The organism is Sideroxyarcus sp. TK5 (assembly GCF_054601595.1).
On the sequence record NZ_BAAHSJ010000005.1, the window covers coordinates 219,240 to 242,091 of the forward strand.

Annotated in this window: 17 protein-coding genes; all 17 read right to left on the reverse strand. The window is 57.6% G+C overall.

From position 1 onward, the window contains the following. Positions 1-9: 9 nt before the first annotated feature. The 17 genes from ACYPYQ_RS10555 to ACYPYQ_RS10635 all read right to left on the reverse strand — a co-directional run bounded on the left by ACYPYQ_RS10555 (position 10) and on the right by ACYPYQ_RS10635 (position 22,765). Positions 10-954 (reverse strand): chemotaxis protein, encoded by a 945-nt coding sequence (locus ACYPYQ_RS10555; RefSeq protein ID WP_459723792.1) that lies wholly within the window; start codon positions 952-954, stop codon positions 10-12. Positions 955-968: 14 nt separating this feature from the next. Continuing rightward, a complete protein-coding gene (locus tag ACYPYQ_RS10560) occupies positions 969-3,053 on the reverse strand; it encodes a methyl-accepting chemotaxis protein (protein ID WP_459723793.1) in 2,085 nt (694 codons plus the stop codon). Positions 3,054-3,080: 27 nt separating this feature from the next. Beyond that, positions 3,081-4,712 carry a methyl-accepting chemotaxis protein gene (locus ACYPYQ_RS10565; protein ID WP_459723794.1) on the reverse strand — a complete coding sequence of 544 codons (1,632 nt, stop codon included), beginning with the start codon at positions 4,710-4,712 and terminating at the stop codon, positions 3,081-3,083. Between the two features lie 55 nt (positions 4,713-4,767). After that, positions 4,768-5,796 (reverse strand): flagellar motor protein MotB, encoded by a 1,029-nt coding sequence (gene motB / locus ACYPYQ_RS10570; protein ID WP_459723795.1) that lies wholly within the window; start codon positions 5,794-5,796, stop codon positions 4,768-4,770. Between the two features lie 16 nt (positions 5,797-5,812). Then, positions 5,813-6,667, reverse strand: coding sequence for a flagellar motor stator protein MotA (gene motA, locus ACYPYQ_RS10575; RefSeq protein WP_459723796.1), 855 nt, complete (start codon positions 6,665-6,667; stop codon positions 5,813-5,815). Between the two features lie 197 nt (positions 6,668-6,864). After that, positions 6,865-7,407, reverse strand: coding sequence for a flagellar transcriptional regulator FlhC (gene flhC / locus ACYPYQ_RS10580; RefSeq protein ID WP_459723797.1), 543 nt, complete (start codon positions 7,405-7,407; stop codon positions 6,865-6,867). A gap of 10 nt (positions 7,408-7,417) precedes the next feature. Further along, complete coding sequence (gene flhD / locus ACYPYQ_RS10585) at positions 7,418-7,738, reverse strand: flagellar transcriptional regulator FlhD (RefSeq protein WP_459723798.1); 321 nt, start codon at positions 7,736-7,738, stop codon at positions 7,418-7,420. 298 nt (positions 7,739-8,036) lie between these two features. Then, a complete protein-coding gene (locus ACYPYQ_RS10590) occupies positions 8,037-9,668 on the reverse strand; it encodes a tetratricopeptide repeat protein (RefSeq protein WP_459723799.1) in 1,632 nt (543 codons plus the stop codon). 74 nt (positions 9,669-9,742) lie between these two features. Further along, a complete protein-coding gene (locus ACYPYQ_RS10595) occupies positions 9,743-10,195 on the reverse strand; it encodes a pilin (protein WP_459723800.1) in 453 nt (150 codons plus the stop codon). A 170-nt stretch (positions 10,196-10,365) separates the two neighbouring features. Further along, entirely contained in the window at positions 10,366-11,973 is a 1,608-nt protein-coding gene (locus ACYPYQ_RS10600; RefSeq protein ID WP_459723825.1) for an HD domain-containing phosphohydrolase, read from the reverse strand. A 93-nt stretch (positions 11,974-12,066) separates the two neighbouring features. Beyond that, positions 12,067-14,463 carry an ATPase, T2SS/T4P/T4SS family gene (locus ACYPYQ_RS10605; RefSeq protein ID WP_459723801.1) on the reverse strand — a complete coding sequence of 799 codons (2,397 nt, stop codon included), beginning with the start codon at positions 14,461-14,463 and terminating at the stop codon, positions 12,067-12,069. An 11-nt stretch (positions 14,464-14,474) separates the two neighbouring features. Further along, entirely contained in the window at positions 14,475-15,551 is a 1,077-nt protein-coding gene (locus ACYPYQ_RS10610) for a cyclic nucleotide-binding domain-containing protein (RefSeq protein ID WP_459723802.1), read from the reverse strand. Positions 15,552-15,563: 12 nt separating this feature from the next. Continuing rightward, on the reverse strand, positions 15,564-16,328 hold the full coding sequence (locus ACYPYQ_RS10615; protein ID WP_459723803.1) for an MBL fold metallo-hydrolase: 765 nt from the start codon (positions 16,326-16,328) through the stop codon (positions 15,564-15,566). 11 nt (positions 16,329-16,339) lie between these two features. After that, the gene (locus ACYPYQ_RS10620) at positions 16,340-18,571 is read right to left on the reverse strand and encodes a CHASE2 domain-containing protein (protein ID WP_459723804.1); all 2,232 of its coding nucleotides are present in this window, start codon (positions 18,569-18,571) and stop codon (positions 16,340-16,342) included. A gap of 61 nt (positions 18,572-18,632) precedes the next feature. Then, a complete protein-coding gene (locus tag ACYPYQ_RS10625) occupies positions 18,633-19,373 on the reverse strand; it encodes an FHA domain-containing protein (protein WP_459723805.1) in 741 nt (246 codons plus the stop codon). Between the two features lie 25 nt (positions 19,374-19,398). Continuing rightward, positions 19,399-20,226, reverse strand: a complete 828-nt coding sequence (locus tag ACYPYQ_RS10630; RefSeq protein ID WP_459723806.1) for a Stp1/IreP family PP2C-type Ser/Thr phosphatase — start codon at positions 20,224-20,226, stop codon at positions 19,399-19,401. 16 nt (positions 20,227-20,242) lie between these two features. After that, positions 20,243-22,765, reverse strand: coding sequence for a CHASE2 domain-containing serine/threonine-protein kinase (locus ACYPYQ_RS10635; RefSeq protein ID WP_459723807.1), 2,523 nt, complete (start codon positions 22,763-22,765; stop codon positions 20,243-20,245). Between the last annotated feature and the right edge of the window lie 87 nt (positions 22,766-22,852).

The following is a 22,852-nucleotide window of genomic DNA, read 5'->3' on the forward strand; positions in this document are numbered from 1 at the left end:
CGTGCCCCCTTATCCCAGCAGACGCGCCAGCGTCTGCGACAATTTCTGCGGTTCGAACTTGGGTACATATTCATCCACGCCGACCGCCTTACCCAACTGCTGGTTGGAGCTGCTGGACAGCGAGGAATGCATCAGCACCGGGATCCCGTTGAAGCGCTTGTCCGCCTTGATCTTGCGGGTCAGCATGTAGCCGTCCATCTCCGGCATCTCCACGTCGGTCAGGATCACCTGCACCATCTCTTTCAACGGCGTGTTGGAAGACTCGGCATAGTCCGCCATGCGTGCCAGCTCCTCCCAAGCCTTGCGCCCGTTGATGGCGGAGATGGATTTGACGCCCATCGCCTCGAGGGTGCGCGCGATCTGGTTGCGGGCGACGGACGAATCGTCGGCGAAGAACACGGTGCGGTTCTCCTTGTTGATGGGCTGGACCGCCTTGAAGATCATCTCGTCGGAGCCGAAGTGACCGGTCTCCGCCAGCACCTTCTCCACATCCAGCATCATCACCAGCCGCTTGTCCTTCAGCTCGGTGATGGCAGTCACCAGTCCGCCCATCTCGGCCACCAGCATCTCGGGCGGAACGCGCATCGCAGACCAGTCCAGACGCAGGATGTTATCCACCGACTTCACCAGGAAGCCCTGCGTGTGACCGTTGTACTCGGTCACGATCATGATGCCAGGCTTGGTGTCGGACTCCATGCCGATATATTTCGCCAGATCGATCACCGGCACCAGTGCACCGCGCAGGCTCACCATGCCCTCGACCGACGGGGGCATCTCTGGCGCGCGTGTGATCTCTGGTATGCGCATCACTTCGCGCACCTTGAACACGTTGATGCCGAAGGTCTCCTCGCGACCGGTGCGCAGGTCCTTGCCGAGGGAGAACATCAATATCTCCAGTTTGTTGGTACCCGCAAGCTTGGTGCGCGCGTCGATATTCTTTAACAGTTCTGACATTGCTTCCTCCTTGCTCAGCCCTGGTTCCGCATGCCACATTTGGTCAGCGGATAACCGGCCTTGCTCAATTCATCGGCCGACTTCGCCAGTTCTACCGCCGCATCGCGCGTCTGCTGCGAAGACCGGGCATTCTCGTCCACCAGACTGGTGATGTGTTCCAGACTCTTGGCCACGTTCTCACCTGCCACCGATTGTTCCTTCGACGACAGCGTGATGTGATCGATGCGCTGCGACATGCTCACGGTAGCCTCCATCACTTCTTTCAGCTGCTCGCCATTGGTGCGGATGAGGGTTATACCACTCTCCACCTCGGTCACCGCCTCGCCCATGGATTTGACCGCCTCCTCGGAGATGGCCGTGATCTCGGCGATGGTCCTGGTGATGTCTTTGGTGCTTGAGGCCGTGCGTTCCGCCAGCTTGCGCACCTCGTCCGCCACCACCGCGAACCCGCGACCCTGCTCGCCGGCACGCGCCGCTTCGATCGCGGCATTCAGCGCCAGCAGGTTGGTCTGGTCGGCGATCTCCTTGATCGAGTTTGCTATTTTACCGATTCTTTCTATGGAAGCCCCCAGATCGGAAATGGTCTTGCTGGAGCGCTGCACGGTCTCGGCCACCTTGGTGGTCGCGTCGATACTGAGCCCCATATTCGCATTGTTCTGTTCCACGATGCTCTGGGTACGCTTCATCTCGGTCAGTGAGTCGGACGCCATGTTCGCCACTTCGGCGATGGACTGGCTGAACTGCTCCATGGTCGCCGCGATACTTTGTATCTGCGCCTGTTCCGTCACGGCATTGCTCGCCACCATGCCCACCTTCTCGTCCACGGAGCGTACCTTGTCGCGCATCTTGCCGACCGGCGTGACGATCTCGTCCACCATGGTGCGCAGATAGGTCTGCATGGTCTGGATCGCGCACAACAGTTTGCCCATCTCGTCCTGGATGGTGATGTCCAGTTCGGTATCCAGGTTGCCTTCCATGATGTTGCGGAATTCTCTTTCGACCTGGGACAGCGGACGATGGATGAAGCGGTCCACGCAGTAGCCGATGAAGAAGAACAGGAACAGTTGCAGCACGATCTGTCCTGCCAGTACCTTCATCTCCATCAGATGGATGCGGTCGAAATCGTCCTTGAGGTCGATGGTGATGTCGGATGCACCCGTCACCCAGTTATCCGGCCCGGCATGGCACAGCGTGCAATCCGTGCCGTGGAAGTCCTTGCTGGCGGGATAGGGGGTGACGATACGCAGGATCGGTGAACCGGCACTGTCTTCGCCATAGCTCACTTTAGCCTTGCCGGAAGTCAGGACATCGCGCTGCACGTCGTCCCTGGCCTTCTGCTCGGGCGTGCCGGCACCGTACTGGGATGCCAGATGATCCGAACGCAGGATGACCGCGGATTTCACATGACCCGATGAGGTGACCTTCTCGATCAGCAGCTTGCGGTTCTCCTCGATACCGATCTGGCCGGTCACCATCAGCATGTTGGCGTTGTCGATGATCTGCGTGGCGATCTGTGCGCCTTTGGATTCCGCCTGCAGCTTCGCCTCGTCCTGCATGCTGCCGGTCAGATACATCTGCGCCACGGTCAGGATGAGCAACAGCGGGATCTGGATCGCGGCCTGCAGCTTGGCTTTCAGCGACCAGTTCTTGATCTTGAACTTCTCGTAGCGGGAGACGACCTCGCCGCCGCCCTGGTTGAGTTCGCGATACTTGGATTCTGCCCTGGCGATCTGCGCCCGCGTGGGAGGCCGTCGCACCGAGACATAGCCGATGATATTGCCGCCTTCCAGGATGGGAGCGACCGTGGCACGCACCCAATAGTGGTCACCGTTCTTGCAGCGGTTCTTCACCAACCCGCGCCACGGACGTTCGGATTTCAGGGTATCCCACAACCATTTGAATGCCTGCGGCGGCATGTCGGGGTGGCGCACGATGTTGTGGCTCTTGCCGATCAACTCTTCGCGTGAAAAACCGGACAGCCGCTCGAAGGCGTCATTGCAATAGGTGATGATGCCCTTGGTGTCGGTCTTGGAGATCAGCACCTCCCCCTCCGGGAAGGTGACCTCCTTCTGCGACACATATGCGTTCTTGTTTTGCATGATCTTCCTCCTGGTGCTGCCTGCTCATCAGATCTTGAATTTGCCCACCGTGGATTTCAGACTTTCCGCGACTTGTTCCATGGTTTGCGCAGATGCCACGGTGCGTTGCACCACGGCATTGCTCTGCTCGGCCATGGCGGCGATGTTCTCGACGTTGCGCGCGATCTCCTGTGCCGCGTCGCGCTGTGAATTGATGGAACGGGATATCTCCTCCAGTCCTTCATTCACGCCGCCGACCGACTGGTTCGATTCGATCAGGATCTTGGTCACATCACCCACATGTGCCTGGCTGGTCTGCAAGGCGCTCATGCCGGTCTGCACCGTGCGCTCGACCTGCTCGGACTGGCTGCCCAGCGACTGCGTCACTTCGTCGATCTGGGTGGCGGACTGGGCGGACTTCTCCGCCAGCTTGCGCACTTCATCGGCCACCACCGCGAAGCCTCGGCCCTGCTCGCCGGCGCGCGCCGCCTCGATCGCGGCATTCAGTGCCAGCAGATTGGTCTGCTCGGCGATGTCGCGCACCTGCTGCGTCATGCTGGTGATGCTCTGCGTGTTGGCCACGAACTGGTTGACCGAATTGGCGATCTCGCCCACCGCACGCTCGACGTTGCTCAGTTCCTGCACCATCTCCTGCAAACTCTCCTGTCCGCGATTGGCGCGTTCCAGACTCTCGTGGGAGAGTTTGGCCACGCGGCTGGTACTTTCCGCGACCTGGCCGATACTGCTGCTCACTTGCGAGACTGCGCTCGCCACGACGGCCGCCGCATCGCTTTGCTTCTGCACACTGGTCGCCAGTGTGGCGGCATCGCCAGACAGGGAATGCGAGGCGCTCGCCACTTGCGAAGCTTGTCCGTCGACCTGCGATACGATGACCTGGAAATTGTTGGCCAGCGCGTTGAACGCCTGCACGGTCTGCCCGACTTCATCCTCGGTGCTCACCGGGGCACGCTTGGACAGGTCGCCGGTAGCCTGCATCGTCAGCATGGCTTGCTGCAGCGTCCGGGTCGGCCCGGTGACGAATCCGATCAGCCAGCCGATCATGAAATAGAGGAATATCTGGATCGCGATCTGGATGCCCCACAACACGGTATTGGCACGCGCCATCAGATCGAACTCCTCGGAAACGTCCAGCGTGATGCTGGCCGCACCGTTGACGGAACCTTCAGGAACGATGTGGCACATCAGGCAATTGGTGCCGCGGAAATCCGCCTGCGCGATGAACGGCACGACGACGCGCAAGGTGTGCAACTCGCCCTGCTTCTCCACCCGCGTCTGCTGCTTGCCGGTGGACAATGCCTCCCTGTCCATCTCATCCTTGGCCTGCTCGGAAGGCAATCCGGCACCGAATTGTTCGATGACGGGGGTGTGGCGCATCACGCGCAGATTGACCACCTTGTTCGAAGCCCCCATCTTCTCCACATACAGCTTGCGCTGGTCGGCATCGCTGATGATGCCGTTCAGCATCAGCATGTTGAGCCCGTTCAGCACGCCGTCGGCAGAGACCTCGGCTTTTTGCCGCGCCTCTTCCAGGATGCGCTCCTCGAACGTACTCAGCGCCGAGCGTTGCGCCAGCACCATGATGGCCAGCAGGATCAGCTGGATCGGGATCTGAAGTTTGCTCTTCAGCGAAAGTTTGCTCCACCATTTGTTCATGTTCATTCCCCCTGCGTAAATTGCCGCTTATGACTGGCTAACGGCCGTTTTTCAAGCTTCTTTAATGCAACCCTGCCGGCAAAGCCCCTTGTGGCGCGGTTTCCGTCACCTCGTTCGCGGCAGCCGCCCCTTCCGGCGAGGAGGCTGCCACACCGGAAACACCCAACGCCTCTGCCGCATCGCCGTCCTCGGCATCGATCTGCACCGTACCGCCATCCTGCTGTGCCGCCTCTTCTGCCTTCTTGTTCATCACGATGATACTGATGCGTCGATTGATCGGGTTCAGCGGTTCCGCCTTGTCGAACAACACCGCCGAAGAAAGCCCCACCACGCGCACGATCTTGTCATCCGCCAGACCGCCCGAGATCAATTCGCGGCGTGATGCGTTGGCACGGTCGGCCGACAGCTCCCAGTTGCTGTACCGCCCGCCCTTGATCCCGAAAGGCTGCGCATCGGTGTGGCCCGACAGGCTGACCTTGTTCGGCATATCGTTCAAGGTCTTGCCGATCTCGCGCAGGATGTCGCGCGTGTAATCCTCCAGTTGCGCACTGCCGCTCTGGAACATGGGCCGGTTCTTCTCGTCCACGATCTGGATGCGCAACCCTTCCGTGGTCAGGTCGAGCAAGATCTGGTCCTTGAACTTCTCGAGCTTCTTGTTGTTCTCTATCGCCGCCTCGATGTTCTTCTTCAGCTGGCGCAATGCATCGATCTCTTTCTTCGCCTCCAGTCGCAGGAACTCCTGCTTGGCGGCCTTGAGGTTGATGACCTTCTTCTCGGCCTCGATCTCCCCCTTCTTCACCTGACCTTCCGTGCGGGTCAGGTCCTGCCCGCCGCCCTTGATGATGCTGGAACTGTCGCCGCTGCCTTCGCCGCCCATCAGTGCAACTTTCAGGGGGGTCTTGAAATACTCCGCGATCCCCTGCAGATCCCCTTTGGCGGTGGAGCCCAGCAACCACATCAACAAGAAGAACGCCATCATCGCCGTCACGAAGTCCGCGTAAGCGATCTTCCATGCACCGCCATGATGGCCGCCCGCCACCTTTTTGATGCGCTTGATGACGATGGGGCGTTTGTTCTTGTCTTCAGCCATGATTCATCGCTTCGTCCTAGCGCTTCTGCTTGACGTGTTCTTCAAGCTCGGCGAATCCGGGGCGGTCTGTGGAGTTGAGCACCTTGCGCCCGAACTCGACCGCCATCGCCGGCGCATAACCGTTCAGGTTGGCCAACAGCACCACCTTGGCCGCCTGATAGATCTTGCTCTCCTCGTCCGCTTTCTGCTCCAGCAGTCCCGCCAGCGGGCCCACGAAACCATAGGCCAGCAAGATACCGAGGAAAGTACCGACCAGCGCGTGCGCGATTAGGATACCGAGCTCTGCCGGCGGGATCCCCACCGACTCCATGGTGTGCACCACGCCCATCACGGCGGCGACGATACCGAAAGCCGGCATGCCGTCGCCCAGTTTTGCGATGACATGCGACGGCACCAGGGCCTCATGGTGATGCGTCTCGATCTCCACATCCATCAGGTTCTCGATCTCCATCGCGTTCAGGTTGCCGCTGACCATGATGCGCAGATAGTCGGTGATGAACTCGACCACATGATGGTCGTTCAATATCTTGGGATACTTGGCGAAAATGGCACTCTCGTTGGGGTTCTCGACATCGCCCTCGATGGACATCATGCCTTCCTTGCGCACCTTGCCCAGCAACTCGTACATGAGCGCCATCAGCTCCATGTAGGTCTCTTTGTTGTATTTGGAGCCCTTGAAAATGAGCGGGATCGCCTTGAAGGTCGCCTTGATGGCACCCATGCTGTTGCCCACGAAGAATGCGCCCAGCGCACCGCCACCGATCATCAACAACTCAAGAGGCTGGTACAAACCGCCCAGATGGCCGCCCGCCAACGCGTAGCCGCCAAAGACCGAGCCCAGCACCACAACATATCCAACGATTACCAGCATGGTTCACCTCTACTTATGCCTATCCAAGGCTCAATCGTATCCTAGCAGGCTCTTTTTGGCTTCATTACGCGAACAAACCGGCATATACAGGGCAATTCGAGCCTTTCAGTTCCCGGAAAACCAATCGCCGCCACACCCGATCATGCTCCGGACGTGGCGGCGATGAGAACTGGACATCATCGTTCAACTGCTGGCGATCATGCCATTGCCGCAGCAAGCTGGGCTGCCTTGCGGGTCTTGCCCGCGCGCGAGGGCGGGCGGCAGATGCCGCAACTGTATTCATCGCACAATTCGTTGGTGTGCACCACGAAATGGCCGCCGCATTCCTTGCAGCGCGTCAGTTGCATCATGCCGGCCTCGAAGAATCGGATCAGGAACCAGGCGCGGGTGATGCTCAGGGTCGGCTCGTCTTCGCCGACCTCGGCCTGTTCCAGATACAGACGGTAACTCTTGATGAGCGCCTCGACACCGGAGACGTTCGCATTCTTAACCAGGAACTGGTGGATTCCCATGAACAGCGAAGAGTGGATGTTCGGCAACCAGCTCATGAACCAGTCGGTGGAATAAGGCAGCATGCCCTTGGAGGGCGATTCGCCCTTCACTTCCTTGTAGAGCTTGAGCAGACGCTCACGGCTCAGATTGGTCTCCTCTTGCAGCAGCTGCAAGCGCGCGCCCAGATTGATCAGGTCCACCGCGATCTGGATCTCGCGCGCCTCGTTCACCACACTCTTGTTGCGCATGATCGGCTCCTTAAGCGGCCAAGGCTTCGACTTGCTGGCCGGCCATCAGGATGGTGGCATGCGCATGGGACATCATGCGGTCCTTGTTGTAGTCGGTGATCATGTTCAACAACAATTGCTCGTCGAAGCGGAAACGGCACAACAACATGTTGGATCCCGTCATCTTCAGCATCTGCGCCGGCGACAAGCCGTCGATCAACTCGGCCAGCTCCTCGCTGATGCCGAGACGGAATATCGCGCTGGCCTTGTCGCTGCGGATCATCTGCTGTGCCAGCATCATGTAGGAAAGATTGATCTCGCGGATCTCTTCGTGAACCTGATTGGTATTCATAGCCGTCCCCTCGCAAAAATCATTGTTGTCTTGATTCGACGGTTGCATTTTGCGGGGACCACGGGTGTAAGAAAATCGGAGGTTTTCCGATTTTTCGGTAGGAAGAGTTCCTACAAGGATTGGGGGTTGCCTTTATCTAACTGGATGACCCAGCAATGAACAAGCTGACATGAGTGCACCCATGAGGTGAGTCAACAACTCACAGACGCTAGCCTATGGGATGCATTATAGAATCAACCTTCTCACATCAAATCACTGAATAGCGGAAGATATCGCCCCCTATCCAGTTCACGGCGCGTCATCTTGACTTGGAAAGATTTATCGCGGCACAGGAAAAAGTGTAGCCAAGCTCGCAACTTCGCTGCAGATCCTGTGACGCTGCTACGGTATCACCCAGCGCCTTATATGACACAGACCTCCTGAAGAAGGCCTCACCATCATTCCGATTCAGCTCGATCATGCGTGTTAGCTCATCAGCCGCCTCACGGTATCTTCCTGACTGATAAAGGGATTTCGCCAGCATCATATGAACCTTGTCGTTACTCGGGTCAAAATCGAGCGACTTCCTGAAGTCTGCTATCGCTTTCTCATAATCCTGCTTTTCACCGGATGCAAACGCACGGCCATAATATATGCGCTGAGCTCCGACCTTATCCTCACCATGCAGCAATTGAACCGCATCATCCCACAAACGATAGTTATCAGACATCACCCACAATCTATTCCAGGAAAACGGCAAATGCGCGAGAAAAACCATCGTGCTCAGCCAGATTAATCTGACTGTCGGCAATAGCGACACAAGCAACACCCATAGCAGCATGAATCCGGGCAGCCACAAGTAGGCTCGATACAGAACAAATATCTCTTGCGTCCTTATAGCTGTGAATTCGATCGGGAACAACACCCATGGGTACAGCATCGCCAATCCCAACAGCGCCAATCGCCCTCGCTTCAACAACAAAGCCAAAGCCCCCACTCCGTAACCCACATAGGCAAGCAAGCCCAGCCAGGCAGAGAATTCTGTGTAACTCACAAAAAAACTCTCTCGCATATCTATCGACATCCAGGCAGGGTTGGGAAATAACATCAAGGCGCAGTATTTGAAAAACAATTTTGCTTGCGTCAACAGGCTCAGGACATGCAGACTGAAAGCGTCCTGTGGAGCGCCCTGCAAACTGAGTAATTGCGCAGCCTGAAACTCATAAGGTTCGCCCAATATCCCAACGCTCTTCATCACCACGATGGCCCCAATCAGGATCATGGCTCCCCATACCGAAATCAAAGCACCACGTGAAATCATGATGCGCGTTCTCAATATCCAAGTGAGCGGGAGCAAGATCGCTGGTGCCAGCAAGGCATGTTCTTTGCTGAATACAGTTACAAAATAGCCTGCCACGGCAATAACCATCATGCGCCAACTCCCCTCCAGCAATCCTTTCAGATAGGCGATCTGCATCACCAGCATAAAGAACGTTGCCATGAGAATGCTGCGCTGCACCAGATACCCCGTGCCATATACAGCCAGCGGGTGGCAGGCGAATACCAGAGCTGCGACCCATGCGCCGACCAGACATTTTTGCAACAGGATCGGCTCAGTAACAAATATACCTATCCATAAGCGCAGCAACAGCAAGATGAGCAGGACATTGGCCCCATGAAGAAGCAGATTCTGGATCCGATATACCCAAGGTGTGTCACCGGCAAAGACCCAGGTGACCCCCATCGTTGTATAGGGGAACCAGCGCAGGTTGAAATCAAAATGGGCGTTGGCGTAGAAAGAGATGGCGCGATCAAAAAATGAGACGTCATCGAACACCAGCGGATTGTTCAAAAATGGGACATAGACTATCGCCGTCAGCAACAGAAGTATGAACGCGCGAGGCCTGTCTCCTGCAAAGAATAGCTGCATCCCCATCTTGACTTTACCCAAAGCAAATCCAAAAAAGCAAAAGTCCCCAATCAAGGGGACTTTTGCATCAGCCGACTACAGGCAAACTGTTGCTATCACTTCCATTTGGCAACGAGTGTAGGGGCGGGAGCAGCACAATTGGTCGTAACAGTCCAAACGATGTTCGTGCTGCCCATCGTCGGTGTCCAGCGGACATAACCACACGATCCAGATCCAATCACGCCGGGGGCAACAGTAGCCTCAATGACACCGTCCACACTGACACTGATGGCCGATACTTCAGCTGAGGTCGTAGGTGCACCGCTCAAGCCCATAGATGTCCAGCTATCCGCGGCAGTGAATGCACCGGTGAATGTAGTCAAGCCATTGTCCTGTGCATACATTGCCAAGGCTGTCTTTACCGAAGCAGTTGTCGTAGCGATCTTCGAGAATTTAGCCTTTGTGACATAGTCTTGATAGGACGGGATCGCCACAGCAGCCAGAATACCGATGATCGCGACCACGATCATCAGTTCGATCAGGGTGAAACCTTTTTGAACTTGCTTCATTGTTTATCTCCTTAGCGGGTTAGGAAGTTGCCCTTGCGGGCACACACGGGGTGTGCGAGCGAATAGTAGCAGGTTGCGTGCCATCGTCCAATGCTGAATCGGATGGCTTTCACAGGGCCGGATCGATCAAAACTGCCCCAATTCAGTCGGGATGTGACGTTTTTTGTCAGTCATGCCTGGTAGCCGGGGATTCTTGCTTCGTCCACAACATCGATCTGTTCCGGCGCAAGGAACTGGCGCGCGTATTCGAGATAGACCTTCTCCCGGATGAAGGCATCGAACAGTTCGGGGTCGATATGGCCGTTGATTTTGAAGTTGCCGAGGATGTTCAGCGATTCAGTCAGCGTCTTGCCGGGCTTGTAAGGACGATCCTTGGCGGTGAGCGCCTCGAAGATGTCCGCGATACCCATCAACCTGGCCTGGATGGACATCTGCTCTCGGGTCAGCCCTTTCGGGTAACCCTTGCCGTCCATGCGTTCATGATGACCGCCGGCATATTCCGGGACACGCTTGAGGTGCTTGGGCCAGGGCAGCGATTCGAGCATCTTGATGGTCACCACGATGTGGTGGTTGATGATCTCGCGCTCCTCGGCAGTGAGTGTGCCGGCGCGGATGGTCAGGTTCTCGGTCTCGTCTGCCGACAGGAAATCGCGCATCGTGCCGTCCACATCTCGCCAGCGATATGACGCGATCGCGCGCACCCTCTCGATGTCCGCATCCGACATCTTCTCGCCGCCTATGTTGGTGCGGCGCAGGAACGCCCGGTCATCCTCCAGTTGATTCAGGCGGGCTTGATATCCCTCCTTGCTCAGTTCACCGCGCAGCATCGCGATCTCGGCATCGCGTTTGAGCACCTCGAAACGCGTGTCGATCAGCTGTATGCGGTCGAACAGGGTGTGCAGCTTGGTCGCCTTGTCCACCACATGAACGGGTGTGGTGATCTTGCCACAGTCGTGCAACAGGCCGGCCATCTTGAGCTCATACCTGTCCTGGTCGGTCAGTTTGAATTCCTTCAGCCCGCCCCTGTCGCTGCGGCTGGCTGCCTCGGCCAGCATCATGGTCAGCGCCGGCACACGGGCACAGTGTCCGCCGGTGTAGGGGGATTTATCGTCGATCGCGGTGTTGATGAGCTTGATGAAGGATTCGAACAGTTCTTCCATCTGCAGGATCAGTCTGCGATTGCTGATCGCGATGGCGGCTTGCGAAGCGAGCGATTCGAGCAGCTTCTGGTCGTCCAGGGAGAATTGCTGCACGCCTCCCTTGTCGTCCAATGCATTGATGAGCTGCAGCACGCCGATCACTTCGTGCTCGTGGTCACGCATCGGCACGGCCAGGAAGGAGCGGGAGCGATAGCCGGTCTTGGCGTCGAAATGCTTGGTGCCGGAAAAGTCGAAGCCCTCGGCGATATACGCGTCCGGGATATTGACCGTCTCCCCGCTCAAGGCGGCATGGCTGACCACCATGGCATGGTTGGGCGCCCCATCCTTGCCGATCATGTGGATGGGGTAGAAAGGGATGGATTCGCCGGATGTTCCGCCCATGCTGATGCCAAGGGAACGGTTGCGCAGTATCTCGAAAGTCAGCGTCTGATTCTCTGCATCGAGCAGATACAGGGTGCCCGCATCGGCATTGGTGATCTTCATCGCGGCGCTCAGGATGCTCTCCAGCAGCTTGTCGATGTTGCGCTCACTGGAGAGAGACGCGCCGATCGCGTTGAGGTCGTTCAGGCGATTGAGCAGGCTCTCCAGCATGGTGCGTTGAGCCTGCTCCTGCGCCATGTAGGCTTTGACCTTGGTCGTATCCACTTTAACCTTTCATGCCTGGTCGGCGAACCGGAACAAGCGCCCCCCCAGCCGACCGGGAATCAGCTTCTACTTGATACAGACGGCCCGGACCTGATGGATGTCGGTGATGCCTTGCAGCACTTTCTCGATACCATCCTGCTTCAAGGTGCGCATCCCTTCTTCCAGCGCGATGGCGAACAACTCGGCGACCCGCGCGTGTTCCTGGATGGCTTTCTTCACCGGGTCGGTACCGATCAGCAGTTCATGCAGACCGACGCGGCCGGCATAGCCGGTGTTGGAGCATTTCTCGCAGCCGACCTTCTCATACAACGTGATCTGCCCCTTGTCGTCCCCGAACAGTTTCAGCCACTCTGCGTACAAGGCCTTGCTTGCAGCGGCGGCATCCTTCTTCCATGTCTCCGTGCTTCGCAACTCTTCCGCATACTCGGTCAGCAGGGACTTGATGTCTTCCTGGGTCGCGACATGCGGCTTCTTGCAATGCTTGCACAGGCGTTTCGCCAGACGTTGCGCCAGGATGCCCAGCAGCGCATCGGCGAAGTTGAACGGGTCCATGCCCATATCCAGCAAGCGGATGATGGATTCCGGAGCACTGTTGGTGTGCAGGGTGGCGAACACCAGGTGACCGGTGAGCGAAGCCTCGATACCGGTGGACACCGTCTCCTTGTCGCGCATTTCGCCGACCATGATCACATCCGGGTCGGCACGCAGGAAAGCGCGCATGACGGTGGCGAAATCCAGCCCGGCCTTCTTGTTGATCTGCACCTGGCGCAGACCTTTCTGGGTGATCTCGACCGGATCTTCCGCCGTCCATATCTTGGTGTCGGGCGTGTTGATGTGCTTGAGGATGGAGTGCAGCGTGGTCGTCTTACCGGAACCGGTCGGGCCGCACACGAAGAACAGCCCATAGGGCTTGGACACCGTCTTCTTGATGAGGTCCAGATTGCGGTCGGAGAAGCCCATCTTGTCCAGCGGGATCGGTTCACCCGATGCAAGGATACGCATCACAACGTCTTCCACACCGCCCTGAGAGGGAATGGTCGCCACACGCAATTCGATATCCAGCGGACCGAATTTCTTGAACTTGATCTTGCCGTCCTGCGGCCTGCGCTTCTCGGAGATGTCGAGGTCGCACATGATCTTGAGGCGGGTGACCAGTGCATTGCGGTAGGTGGACGGGATCTCGATGTAGTTCAACAGTGAACCGTCCTTGCGCACGCGGATCTGCGTCTTCATCTTGCCAGGACCGGGCTCGATGTGGATGTCGGATGCGCCCATCTTGTAGGCATCGACGATGATCTTGTTGACCAGCTTGACCAGCTCGTTATCGGCGGCAGCATTCAGGTCGTCCTGATTCACACCACTCACCTCTTCGTCGTCTTCGCCGCCCAGCGACGTGAGCAGGTCGTCGACCGATGAATCGTCCATGGCACCGAAGACACCCGTGCCCTCTCCGGCCGTACTTCCTCCGCCGTAGAAGTGATCCAGCGTCATCTTGAATTCGCGCTGGGAACAGACTTTGTAGATCAGGCGGTTCTTGGGGAAGATGTTGTTGACGACGCGGGAAGCCTGGATCCGCTCTGGATCGGTCGTCAGGATGACCAGCCCTTCGGGGGTGTCGTCTATGGGGACCCAGTGGCTGCTCTCCACGTATTCCCGGCGCAGGTTGCGCAGCAGCTCGCTGGGTTTGACCCGGTCCGCCTGGAACGGCTCGTACGGCACTCCGAAGAATTTTGACAGTGCATTGCCCAGCGCGTCCAGCTTGATCTGGAACTCGTCGATCAGCACGTTCTCGACGTCCACGACTTTGCGGCGCGCGGTACGCGTGGCCAGTTCGAATTCCGCGGCAGACATGACGGCATCGGCCACCAGATAGTCGTATTTGGTCTTGATGGCCCCGCTCTGTTGTTGACGCTGGCGCAAAGCGACGGCCAGGGTCTGCGCCAGTTCCTTCACGCCTTCCTCGACCATGGCCGGGAACGGCAATCCTGCCTTGTTGTTGATGACCTGCATCACACCGACCAGTTCACCACCTTCGTCCACGATGGGAGCGACCAGCATGTGCTTGGTGCGATAACCGGTGCGTTTGTCCACATCCTGCAGGAAACGCAGGGTCGGGCTATGTGCCGCCAGCTCCTGCTGGTCATACACATCCTTGATGTTGAGCAACTTCTTGTGTACGGCGCTGAAGCCCGCGATGCTTTGCTCTGCGATGGGCAGTTTCAGGTCCTTGAAAGAGTTCAGACCCGTTTTGACTTTGGAAACCAGCGAAGCCTTGTCATCGCCGACGACATAGATGGTCAGACGATCCGCATTGAACAGTGCGCAGATATCCTTGCTGACATCGAGCATGATCTCGTCGATGTTGCTGGTCGCATGGATCTTGTTGGTGACGTGGTTGAGGTTCTTGGTGAACTCAAGGCGCACGCTCATTTCATTCGGATTGCCTTGCACAGGACTATTCATCTTCTCTCCCCTTACTGCTGAAGTGCCTTGGGCACCGACCAGAGGCCGTTCTCCAGCACATATACGTCATATCCGGCCTGCGCCAGGATGAAAGCCGCGGCGGCACTGCGGCGGCCGCTCTGGCAATAGGCGATATACGGCGTCACCTTGCTCAACACGCCGATGGCATTGCGGATGTCGTTGAGTGGCACATTGATGGCACCGGGCAATTTGTCATAGCGATATTCGGGCGGGTGGCGCACATCCAGCCATATGGCACCCCGCTTCACTTTTTCTTTGGCCTCCCCGAAGGAGATCCGGTGCAGCAGGGGCTCCTGCATCAACTCGAGGAAGTCCTGCTTCTTCAGGCGGAGCAGCACACCGTTGCTGCGCATCGTCACCGTGGCGTTGCGTTTGGTATCCGAGATCAGCGCCTCTTCGCCGAACACATCCCCCGCTTTCAGCTCCGCCAGTACCAGATTGGCACCGCCCACCAGGCGTGTGACCTGGGCGCGACCGCTTTCCACCAGGTAATAGTAATCTCCCTCTTCACCCTCGCGGATGATCACATCCTTCTCCCACACCGCGATGGCCTCGACGCGATTGAGCAACTTCCCGATATTGGCGGGAGGCAGATGGGCGAACGGCCCATGGTTCAGGTTCTCGGCACTGAACATGCCGGAATTGAGCAACCTTCTTACAGCCGCATCCGTGCCGCCTTTGTCTATCCTCGGCTTGATGTCGTCATGACTGGCGAACTGATCCCAGGTCACCATGCGATCGAGCAAGTCATCGTCCACACGCAACAACATCACGTTGCTCAAAGCTTTGGCACTGCGGATCTCCGGCTGTCTTTTGCCTATCGGATGACGCGCCCACTCGGAGTCTGCGCGCATCGTCACCCTGTTGTCGTCCGCAAAGTCCAGCTCGATCTCTCCGCGCAGCAGATATACGGATTGGCCCTTCAGCGGCCGGCTCTCGAATGGATTCTCTCCCGGTGCCACGTTCTCCACATGGCAATAATCCAGCAGCTCGCGCAACCGCGCAGGACTGAAACTGGAGATGGGCTCCAATGCGGCGAGTACACGAATATCCAGTATGTCGTTCATATCTTCAATCGATCAAAATTCGAACGTCTGTCCGTTCTGCAATATCCTGGGGGCCGTGGCTTGAACCCTCTCGCCGATCTCGCGCATGGTCAACTCGACCTCACCCGGCTTCAAGTGCGTGATGAATATCTCGGGATGCAGTTTCAGCTTCTTCAATTCTTCCGCTAGCATGCTTGGACACAGGTGTTTGGATAACACCGCCAACTCCTTTTCCGCATCGGAGAATGCTGTCTCGACGATCAGATAACGCAGATTCGGTATCCGGTTCACCGCGTCCCAAAGTGCATCACAAGTCGTGGTATCTCCGCTGAATGCCAGACTGGCTTGGCCGCTATCGATGCGGAAGCCGACCGCAGGTACCACATGATTGACGGGAAGAGGGGTCAGTTTGCGCCCCCCGACATCGACCGTTTCGCCTACCCTGATCTCTTCGTAGCGCATCACGGGCTGGTGAAGGTTGGGGATCTCCGCAAAATCAGGCCATATCTCCCAGTTGAATACATGCTCCTGCAGGATCGCCAAGGTCTCTGCCGTCGCATGGATCACCAAAGGCTTGTCGCGCATGAAGCCCACGCTATCGACCAGCAATGGCAGACAGGCGATGTGATCCAGGTGCGAATGCGTGATGAATATATGGTCGATGACACTCATCTCGGCCAGGCTCAGATCACCCAGTCCGGTACCGGCATCGATCAGGACATCATGATCGAGCAGCAGCGATGTGGTGCGAAAATTGCCACCGACCCCGCCACTACATCCAAGCACACGCAGTCTCATCGTTCGTCAGCTCATTTCGTTTTGAAAGTGAACACGCCGTCCCAGCCCTCTCCGGGGGGATTGTTGCGGTAGTACGTTACACGCTCTGCGTAGACGCGGTACAGCTTGCAATCCGGTGACATGTTCTGCAGGCTCAAGAACTCCAGATCGGCCTTGTCCCAATCCTGTTTGCGGTAGGTGCGCAATGCCTGGTGGAACAGCTTGATCTCGTCGAGCTTCTCTTTGGCGACCTCTCCGGCCAGGCCATGAGGCTCAAAGATCGCCACGGGCTGTTCCTTGCCCTTGACCCGCACCATATCCACCTCGCGGTAGACGATCTGCGGCGTCGCCTGTTTGGTCGCCTCACCCACCAGCATCACGACCCCGTATTCCTTGGTGATCCCTTCGAGTCGTGAAGCGAGGTTCACAGCATCTCCCATCACTGTATAGGCCACGCGCACTTCCGATCCCATGTTGCCGACGCTCACCCGCCCGGTATTGACACCGACACCGATATGTATCTCTGGCCAACCCCGGGATTTGAAATGCGGCTGCAACTCGTCCAGTGCGCGCTGCATCTCCATGCTGGCCAATACCGCGTGTTGCGCATGATCCTGATCAGGCAAGGGCGCACCCCAGAATGCCATGATACAGTCGCCCATGTATTTATCAATCGTGCCGCGCTGCTTGTAAATGACGCGCGACAGCGGGGTGAGGAACTCGTTCATCAGTTGCGAGAGCTCCTTCGGATCCAGCCCCTCAGAAATGGTGGTGAAACTGCGCACATCGGAGAACAGGATGGTCATTTCCCGGCTATCGCCCTCCATCGACACGCTTTCCGGGCGCTTGGCCATCTCGTCGACCAACTCCCCTGGCACATACTGGCCGAACAAGCCGGTGATCTGGCGCTTCGCGCGCGATTCCACGAAATAGCCAAAGCTCATGTTCAACGCGAACAGTGTCAGGATGACCAGTATCCCGCCCGCCATCGGCATGGCGAGATCGGCATAGTTCCAGAGCGCAAGGTTCAGCGCGACATCGCCCGACAGGAACAGTAATGACAGCAGCATGCCGCGTATCGGACTCAACAGCGGCAACAGGACGCCCAGACTGATACCGATGAGCAGCATCAAGACCACATTGGCCCCAAGCATGTAGGGCGGATGCTGTTTGATTTCCTGATTGAGGATGCCGCTGATCATGTTCGCGTGCACCTCCACACCGGGATAGACCTCTCCGACCGGTGTACTGCGCATATCCATCAGGCCCGGGGCGGACGTTCCCACAAGGACGATCTTGTTCTGCAATGCACTCTGCTCGGCCTTGCCGTGCAATACATCGGTCGCGGAGATGTACCGGAACGTGTTGCGCTTGCCGCTGTAGGGGATCAAAGCACTGACCTCGGCATCGACCGGTATGGTCAAACCGCCTTGGGCCGACTCCACCGTCAGCCATTCCAGACCGCCATAGCCCTGCGCCTGTTCGCCCGCGAAACCTGGCACCAGCCTGGGCATATCCAGCACGCTACGCACGACCGCAAGGGAAAGGGATTCGTAGATTTGACCTTCGTGCTCGACCAGCATGGGGATGCGCCGCACCACGCCGTCGAAATCCACCAGGGGATTGAAGTGCCCCGCCGAAGCGGCACTGGACTGCAACGTTTGCAGATTGGCTCCATAGCCATCCCAAACGCTCAACCCCACTGCGCGCCCACGAAAAATCTCTGCCGGGAATACGGGTGCGGGCAGACCACCCGATCTGCTCGCAGGCTCCCCGTTCTCGCTATTGCTGAAGTAGTAGCCCAAGACCACCTTGCGCCCTTTCAGTCTTTCCGCGAACAGGGCATCGTATTGCAGTGCAGGCCGGATCTGGTTCAGAACGGAATGGAATTGCTCGACATCGCGAAATTGTTTTTCGCCCAGGGCTTGCAGGACGTTCAGGCCGGAACTGTTGTCCGGCTCGGCGAACACCACGTCGAAGCCGACGGTCGCCACCCCGTATCTGTCGAAAAGCGCATCGACCAGTCCTGCCATCTTGTCCCGGCCCCAGGGCCAGCGGCCTTCCTGCTTCAGGCTCTTCTCATCGATATCGAGGATCACGATGCGGTCATCGCCCTGATTGGGCAATGAAAGGCGCAGACGGTAATCATACAGTTGCGCATCGCCATAGCGGACGAAGCCCAGACGATAGATACCTGCTGCATCGCCAAGGAACAGCAACACCGCCAGCATGCCCAATACGATCAGCAGGGCATGCTTCTTCATGTTTCGCTCTCAGGGCAGGCGATGATGAAAGATTCGGGCGACAAGGTCATATCAGCCCCTGTCAGTTCTTGAGGTAGAACTCCATCTTGATACCAGCCAGCTCGATCACATCATGGTCGTTCAACTGATGCGGCTGCTCTCCGATGGAAGAACCATTCACCAGCGGGAAGCTGCCCCCCTCGACGTGCGTGATGAAGTAGCCATGCGGTCGGCGTGCCAGGACTGCCACCTGCACGCCTGGCTTGCCCAGCGTGGTCAGGTTCTTGCTGAGTTCCAGTTCTTTGCCCAGATTCGGACCGTTCAGGATCTGGATCACCGCAACAGGTGTCGGGGTCGGCGCAGTTGCCGGAGCGGCGGCAGACGTCGGCTTGGGAGCTGTCGCATTGTATTGCGTGGTCGACTCGAACTTTGCTCCCGACTCGGCCACCGGCACCACCGATGCGGCCGACGGTTTGACGGGGGCGCGCAACACCATGGTCTTCTCGAAGTCCGCAGCCGAGGTCTGGGTGGGCTGGTCGTTCAGGTACTTGAGCTTGTACTTGCCGATCTCGATCACATCGTTGTTCTGCAGGAAGTGCTTTTGCGTCGGCGCGCCGTTGACCATCGATCCGTTGGTGCTGTTCAGATCTTCGAAGAACGAGTCGTTGAGGATGGTGATAACCGCAGCATGCTCGCTGCTGACAGCCAGATTGTCGATGACGATATCGTTGTGCGGTTTGCGCCCGATGGTGGTCCGCTCCTTGGTCAGCGGATAATCCTTGATCACCGAACCGTCCATGCTGAGTATCAATTTTGCCGGCATTTTATTTCCCCGTATTAGCTTTTATTCAATTCCTGAACCAGGATACCAACTTCGCCCACAAGCCTCGCGGCACCGCGTAGCCGCCCTTGATCTTGACCAGGATGACCGACACATTGTCACGCCCCCCATTGTCATTGGCCTGCTCGATCAACTGATTGGCAGCCAATGGCAGATTCCCCTGCAGCATCTGTAACGTCGCACCGATATCTTCATCCTCCACCATGTCATTCAGACCATCGGAGCAGAAAAGATAGATATCCCCCACCTCGACGTCATATACATGGACTTCTGGCACGACCTCCGCGTCGATACCGACCGCACGGGTCACAAGATTCTTGTTCTGCGAGAGCCGCGCCAATTCCTTGCTGATGACACCGCTGTCTATCTGTTCCTGCAGCAATGAATGGTCGCGCGTGATCGTCTCGAATGCCTCGCCGCGCAGACGGTACATGCGCGAGTCCCCGACATGTGCCACGGCGACCCGATCATCGTAGAACAATCCGGCGACGATGGTGGTTCCCATGCCGGCATATTGCGGCTGGCTCTGGGCCGCATTGAAGATGGACAGGTTCGCCTTCTTCACATTGTCCCGCAACAGCGCCACACCGACCTCTTCATCGCTGCCGGACTCTTTCTGCTCGGGGCTGACCGTCTCCAGACGGTGGCGTATCTCGCTCGCCAACACTGAGACCGCGATCCCGCTGGCGACCTCGCCGGCGTTATAGCCACCCATGCCATCGGCCAGTACAGCCAGACCATATTCTGCATCGAAGGTGATGCTGTCCTCGTTATGGGAACGCACCATGCCGGGGTTGGTTTGCCCGACGATTTCCAACGCTTGGTTAAGGTTCACTCGTTCCCCCTGCCGATCACTTCAACGAGGATGCACACTGGCGGATGGCTTCTGCCATCGCGGCACCGTTCTCGAAACGTTCTTCGACCTTCTTCGCCAATGCCTTGTTGATGATGGCGACCACACATGGCGGGATGTCCGGCTTGATACTCAGGATATCCTTGGGCGGCTCATTGGCGATCCTGAACATCAGTTGCGCCATGGAATCCCCTTCGAACGGCAGCTTACCACAGGCCAATTGATACAGACTCACGCCCAGCGAGAACAGGTCGGAATGCCCCTCGATCTTGGCACCCGACAACTGTTCCGGTGACATATACGACGGTGTGCCCAACACCATGCCTGTCTTGGTCTTGGAAGAGTCGGTGATGCGCGCGATACCGAAGTCAGTCACCTTCACCGTATCGCTCTCCGTGTCATACATGATGTTGGCAGGTTTGATATCGCGGTGCACCACATTCAGACTATGCGCATAGCCCAGTGCATCCGCCACGCGAGCCGTGATCGAGAGGACTTGGGACAATGGCAGCAGCGCGTCCGGCTTGGTATATGACACCAGATCCTTGCCCTTGAGGAATTCCATCGCGATATAGGCCAGGTCGTGTTCCTCGCCCGCGTCATACATGGTGACGATATTCGGATGGTTCAGGCGGCCTGCCGTCTCGGCCTCGCGGAAGAAACGAGCCTTCACATCTTCCAGCTCATCCGGCTCGAACTCCTGCGCCAGCGCCATGGTCTTGATCGCAACGATGCGGCTGATCTTTGGGTCCTTGCCCAGATACACCACGCCCATCGCGCCTTTGCCCAGCTCCTTCTCGATCTGGTATCGCCCCAGCATGGGCTTGGCGATACCTGCCTGATCGAGTTTCATCGTACTGTCGTTGCTGCGCCCCGAACTGCCGCCCAGGATGATGGTCTCAGACATCGTCTTGGCCTGATTCATGCGCTGCTCCAGATCGCGGAACTTGGGATCGTGTCCGGACATATACTTGAACACGGCCTCTGCCTTGTTGAACTGACGCTTGCGCTCGAAATCCAGACCCAGGTTGTACAGCACATCCATCAGGCTATCGTCCAGCGGCACCTTGCGGAACTTGTCGAACGCCATATCCAGTTGACCCTGCCCCTGGAAAGCCAGCCCCAGCATGCGGTTGCTCTCGGCAGAATCGGCGTCCGACTTTTCCTTGCCCTTCTCGGTCACCAGGAAGCGCTTGGTCGTCAACAGCAAGTGGCCAACCAACAGCAAGACTGCGGGCAGCATCAGCTGCAGCCACATCGCCTGCGTCGTCATCAAGGCGAAGTGCACCCCCAGCAAGGTCAGGAACAACACAGCAGTGATCGCCGCCCCCAATCCCGCACCCAGGCGCGGCAACAAGACGATCAGATAGATGGCGATCACGGAGAACGCACCGATCTCTGCCCACAAACCCCATGTCGGTGCAACGAAGAAGTCCTGCTTCAGGATACTGGAGACCGAATGCGCCAAGGTCACTACCGGCGGCGTCACTGCCGACACCGGCGTAACCTGCGATGAGCCCACCCCCGCAGCGGTAGCACCGATCAGCACGATCTTGTCGCGGTATTTTTCGGCGGGGATCTTGCCGGTCAGTACGTCATAGAATGAATCCACCTGGAACGCCGGACGCCCCACCTGATCGGCGTAGAAATAGGTGTTCATGCGCAGTGCCGGATCAGTCGCGATCTTTAGGTTGCCCACCCGCACCCCTTCTCCCAGTGTGACCTGGATATCCTGCACACCGAGATTCAGACTTTTGGCTGCCAACACCAGCGACAAGGAAGGGTAGAACTGGTCATAGTGACTCAGCACCAGTGGTTCAGTGCGGATCGCACCGTCCACATCGGGAGTGGCATTCAAATGCCCCAATGCCAATGCCTGCTGGCCCAACACCGGGATAGGTACCAATGCATTGAATGACGGGATAGGGAAAGCACCCTCCGCACCACCCTGCACATTCATCAGATTGTTCTTCAGGACATAATCCGGCAACGGCGCATCGGGGTTGCCTTGCGGCTCGCCCAACTCGAAATACATGCCCAGCAGCACGTTGTGGATCTGCCCCATGCTCTCGGCCAGCTTCTGGTCGTTGTCCAGGTGCAGCAAAGCTTCCTGCATCAAACCTTGCAGTTCAAGCCACTGTTCCGGGTTCGTCTCGGCAAGCTTGGTCTGCTCGAGTACGGCTGCGATGTTCAGGATGTAATCCAGCCCCGCGTCGACCTGGGGCTCGAAGAACAGCGCGGTGTGCCCGATCACTTTGGGTTTGCCTTCCGCCAGCACATCCAGCAGCTTGGCCTGTATCTCGCGCGGCCACGGCCAACGCCCGAGGTTGGCGATGCTCGCATCATCGATCGCGATGACGGCGACCTTGTCACTCGGCTGACGTGTTGAAGCCACCACACCCCAGTCATAGGCCTTGCGCTCCAGACTCTGGATCAGATCGGTGCTGGCACTGAACAGAAAGACCACCACCACCACTGACGCAGTGAACCAGTCGGTCTTCCAAAACGCGGTTTTTCTCATGTTCGCCCTGAGCTTTTATTCAATTTTTTATGAACTGCCGGGCAGATACTAAAACAAATTTGAATGTCAATCCATACCTGATTGATT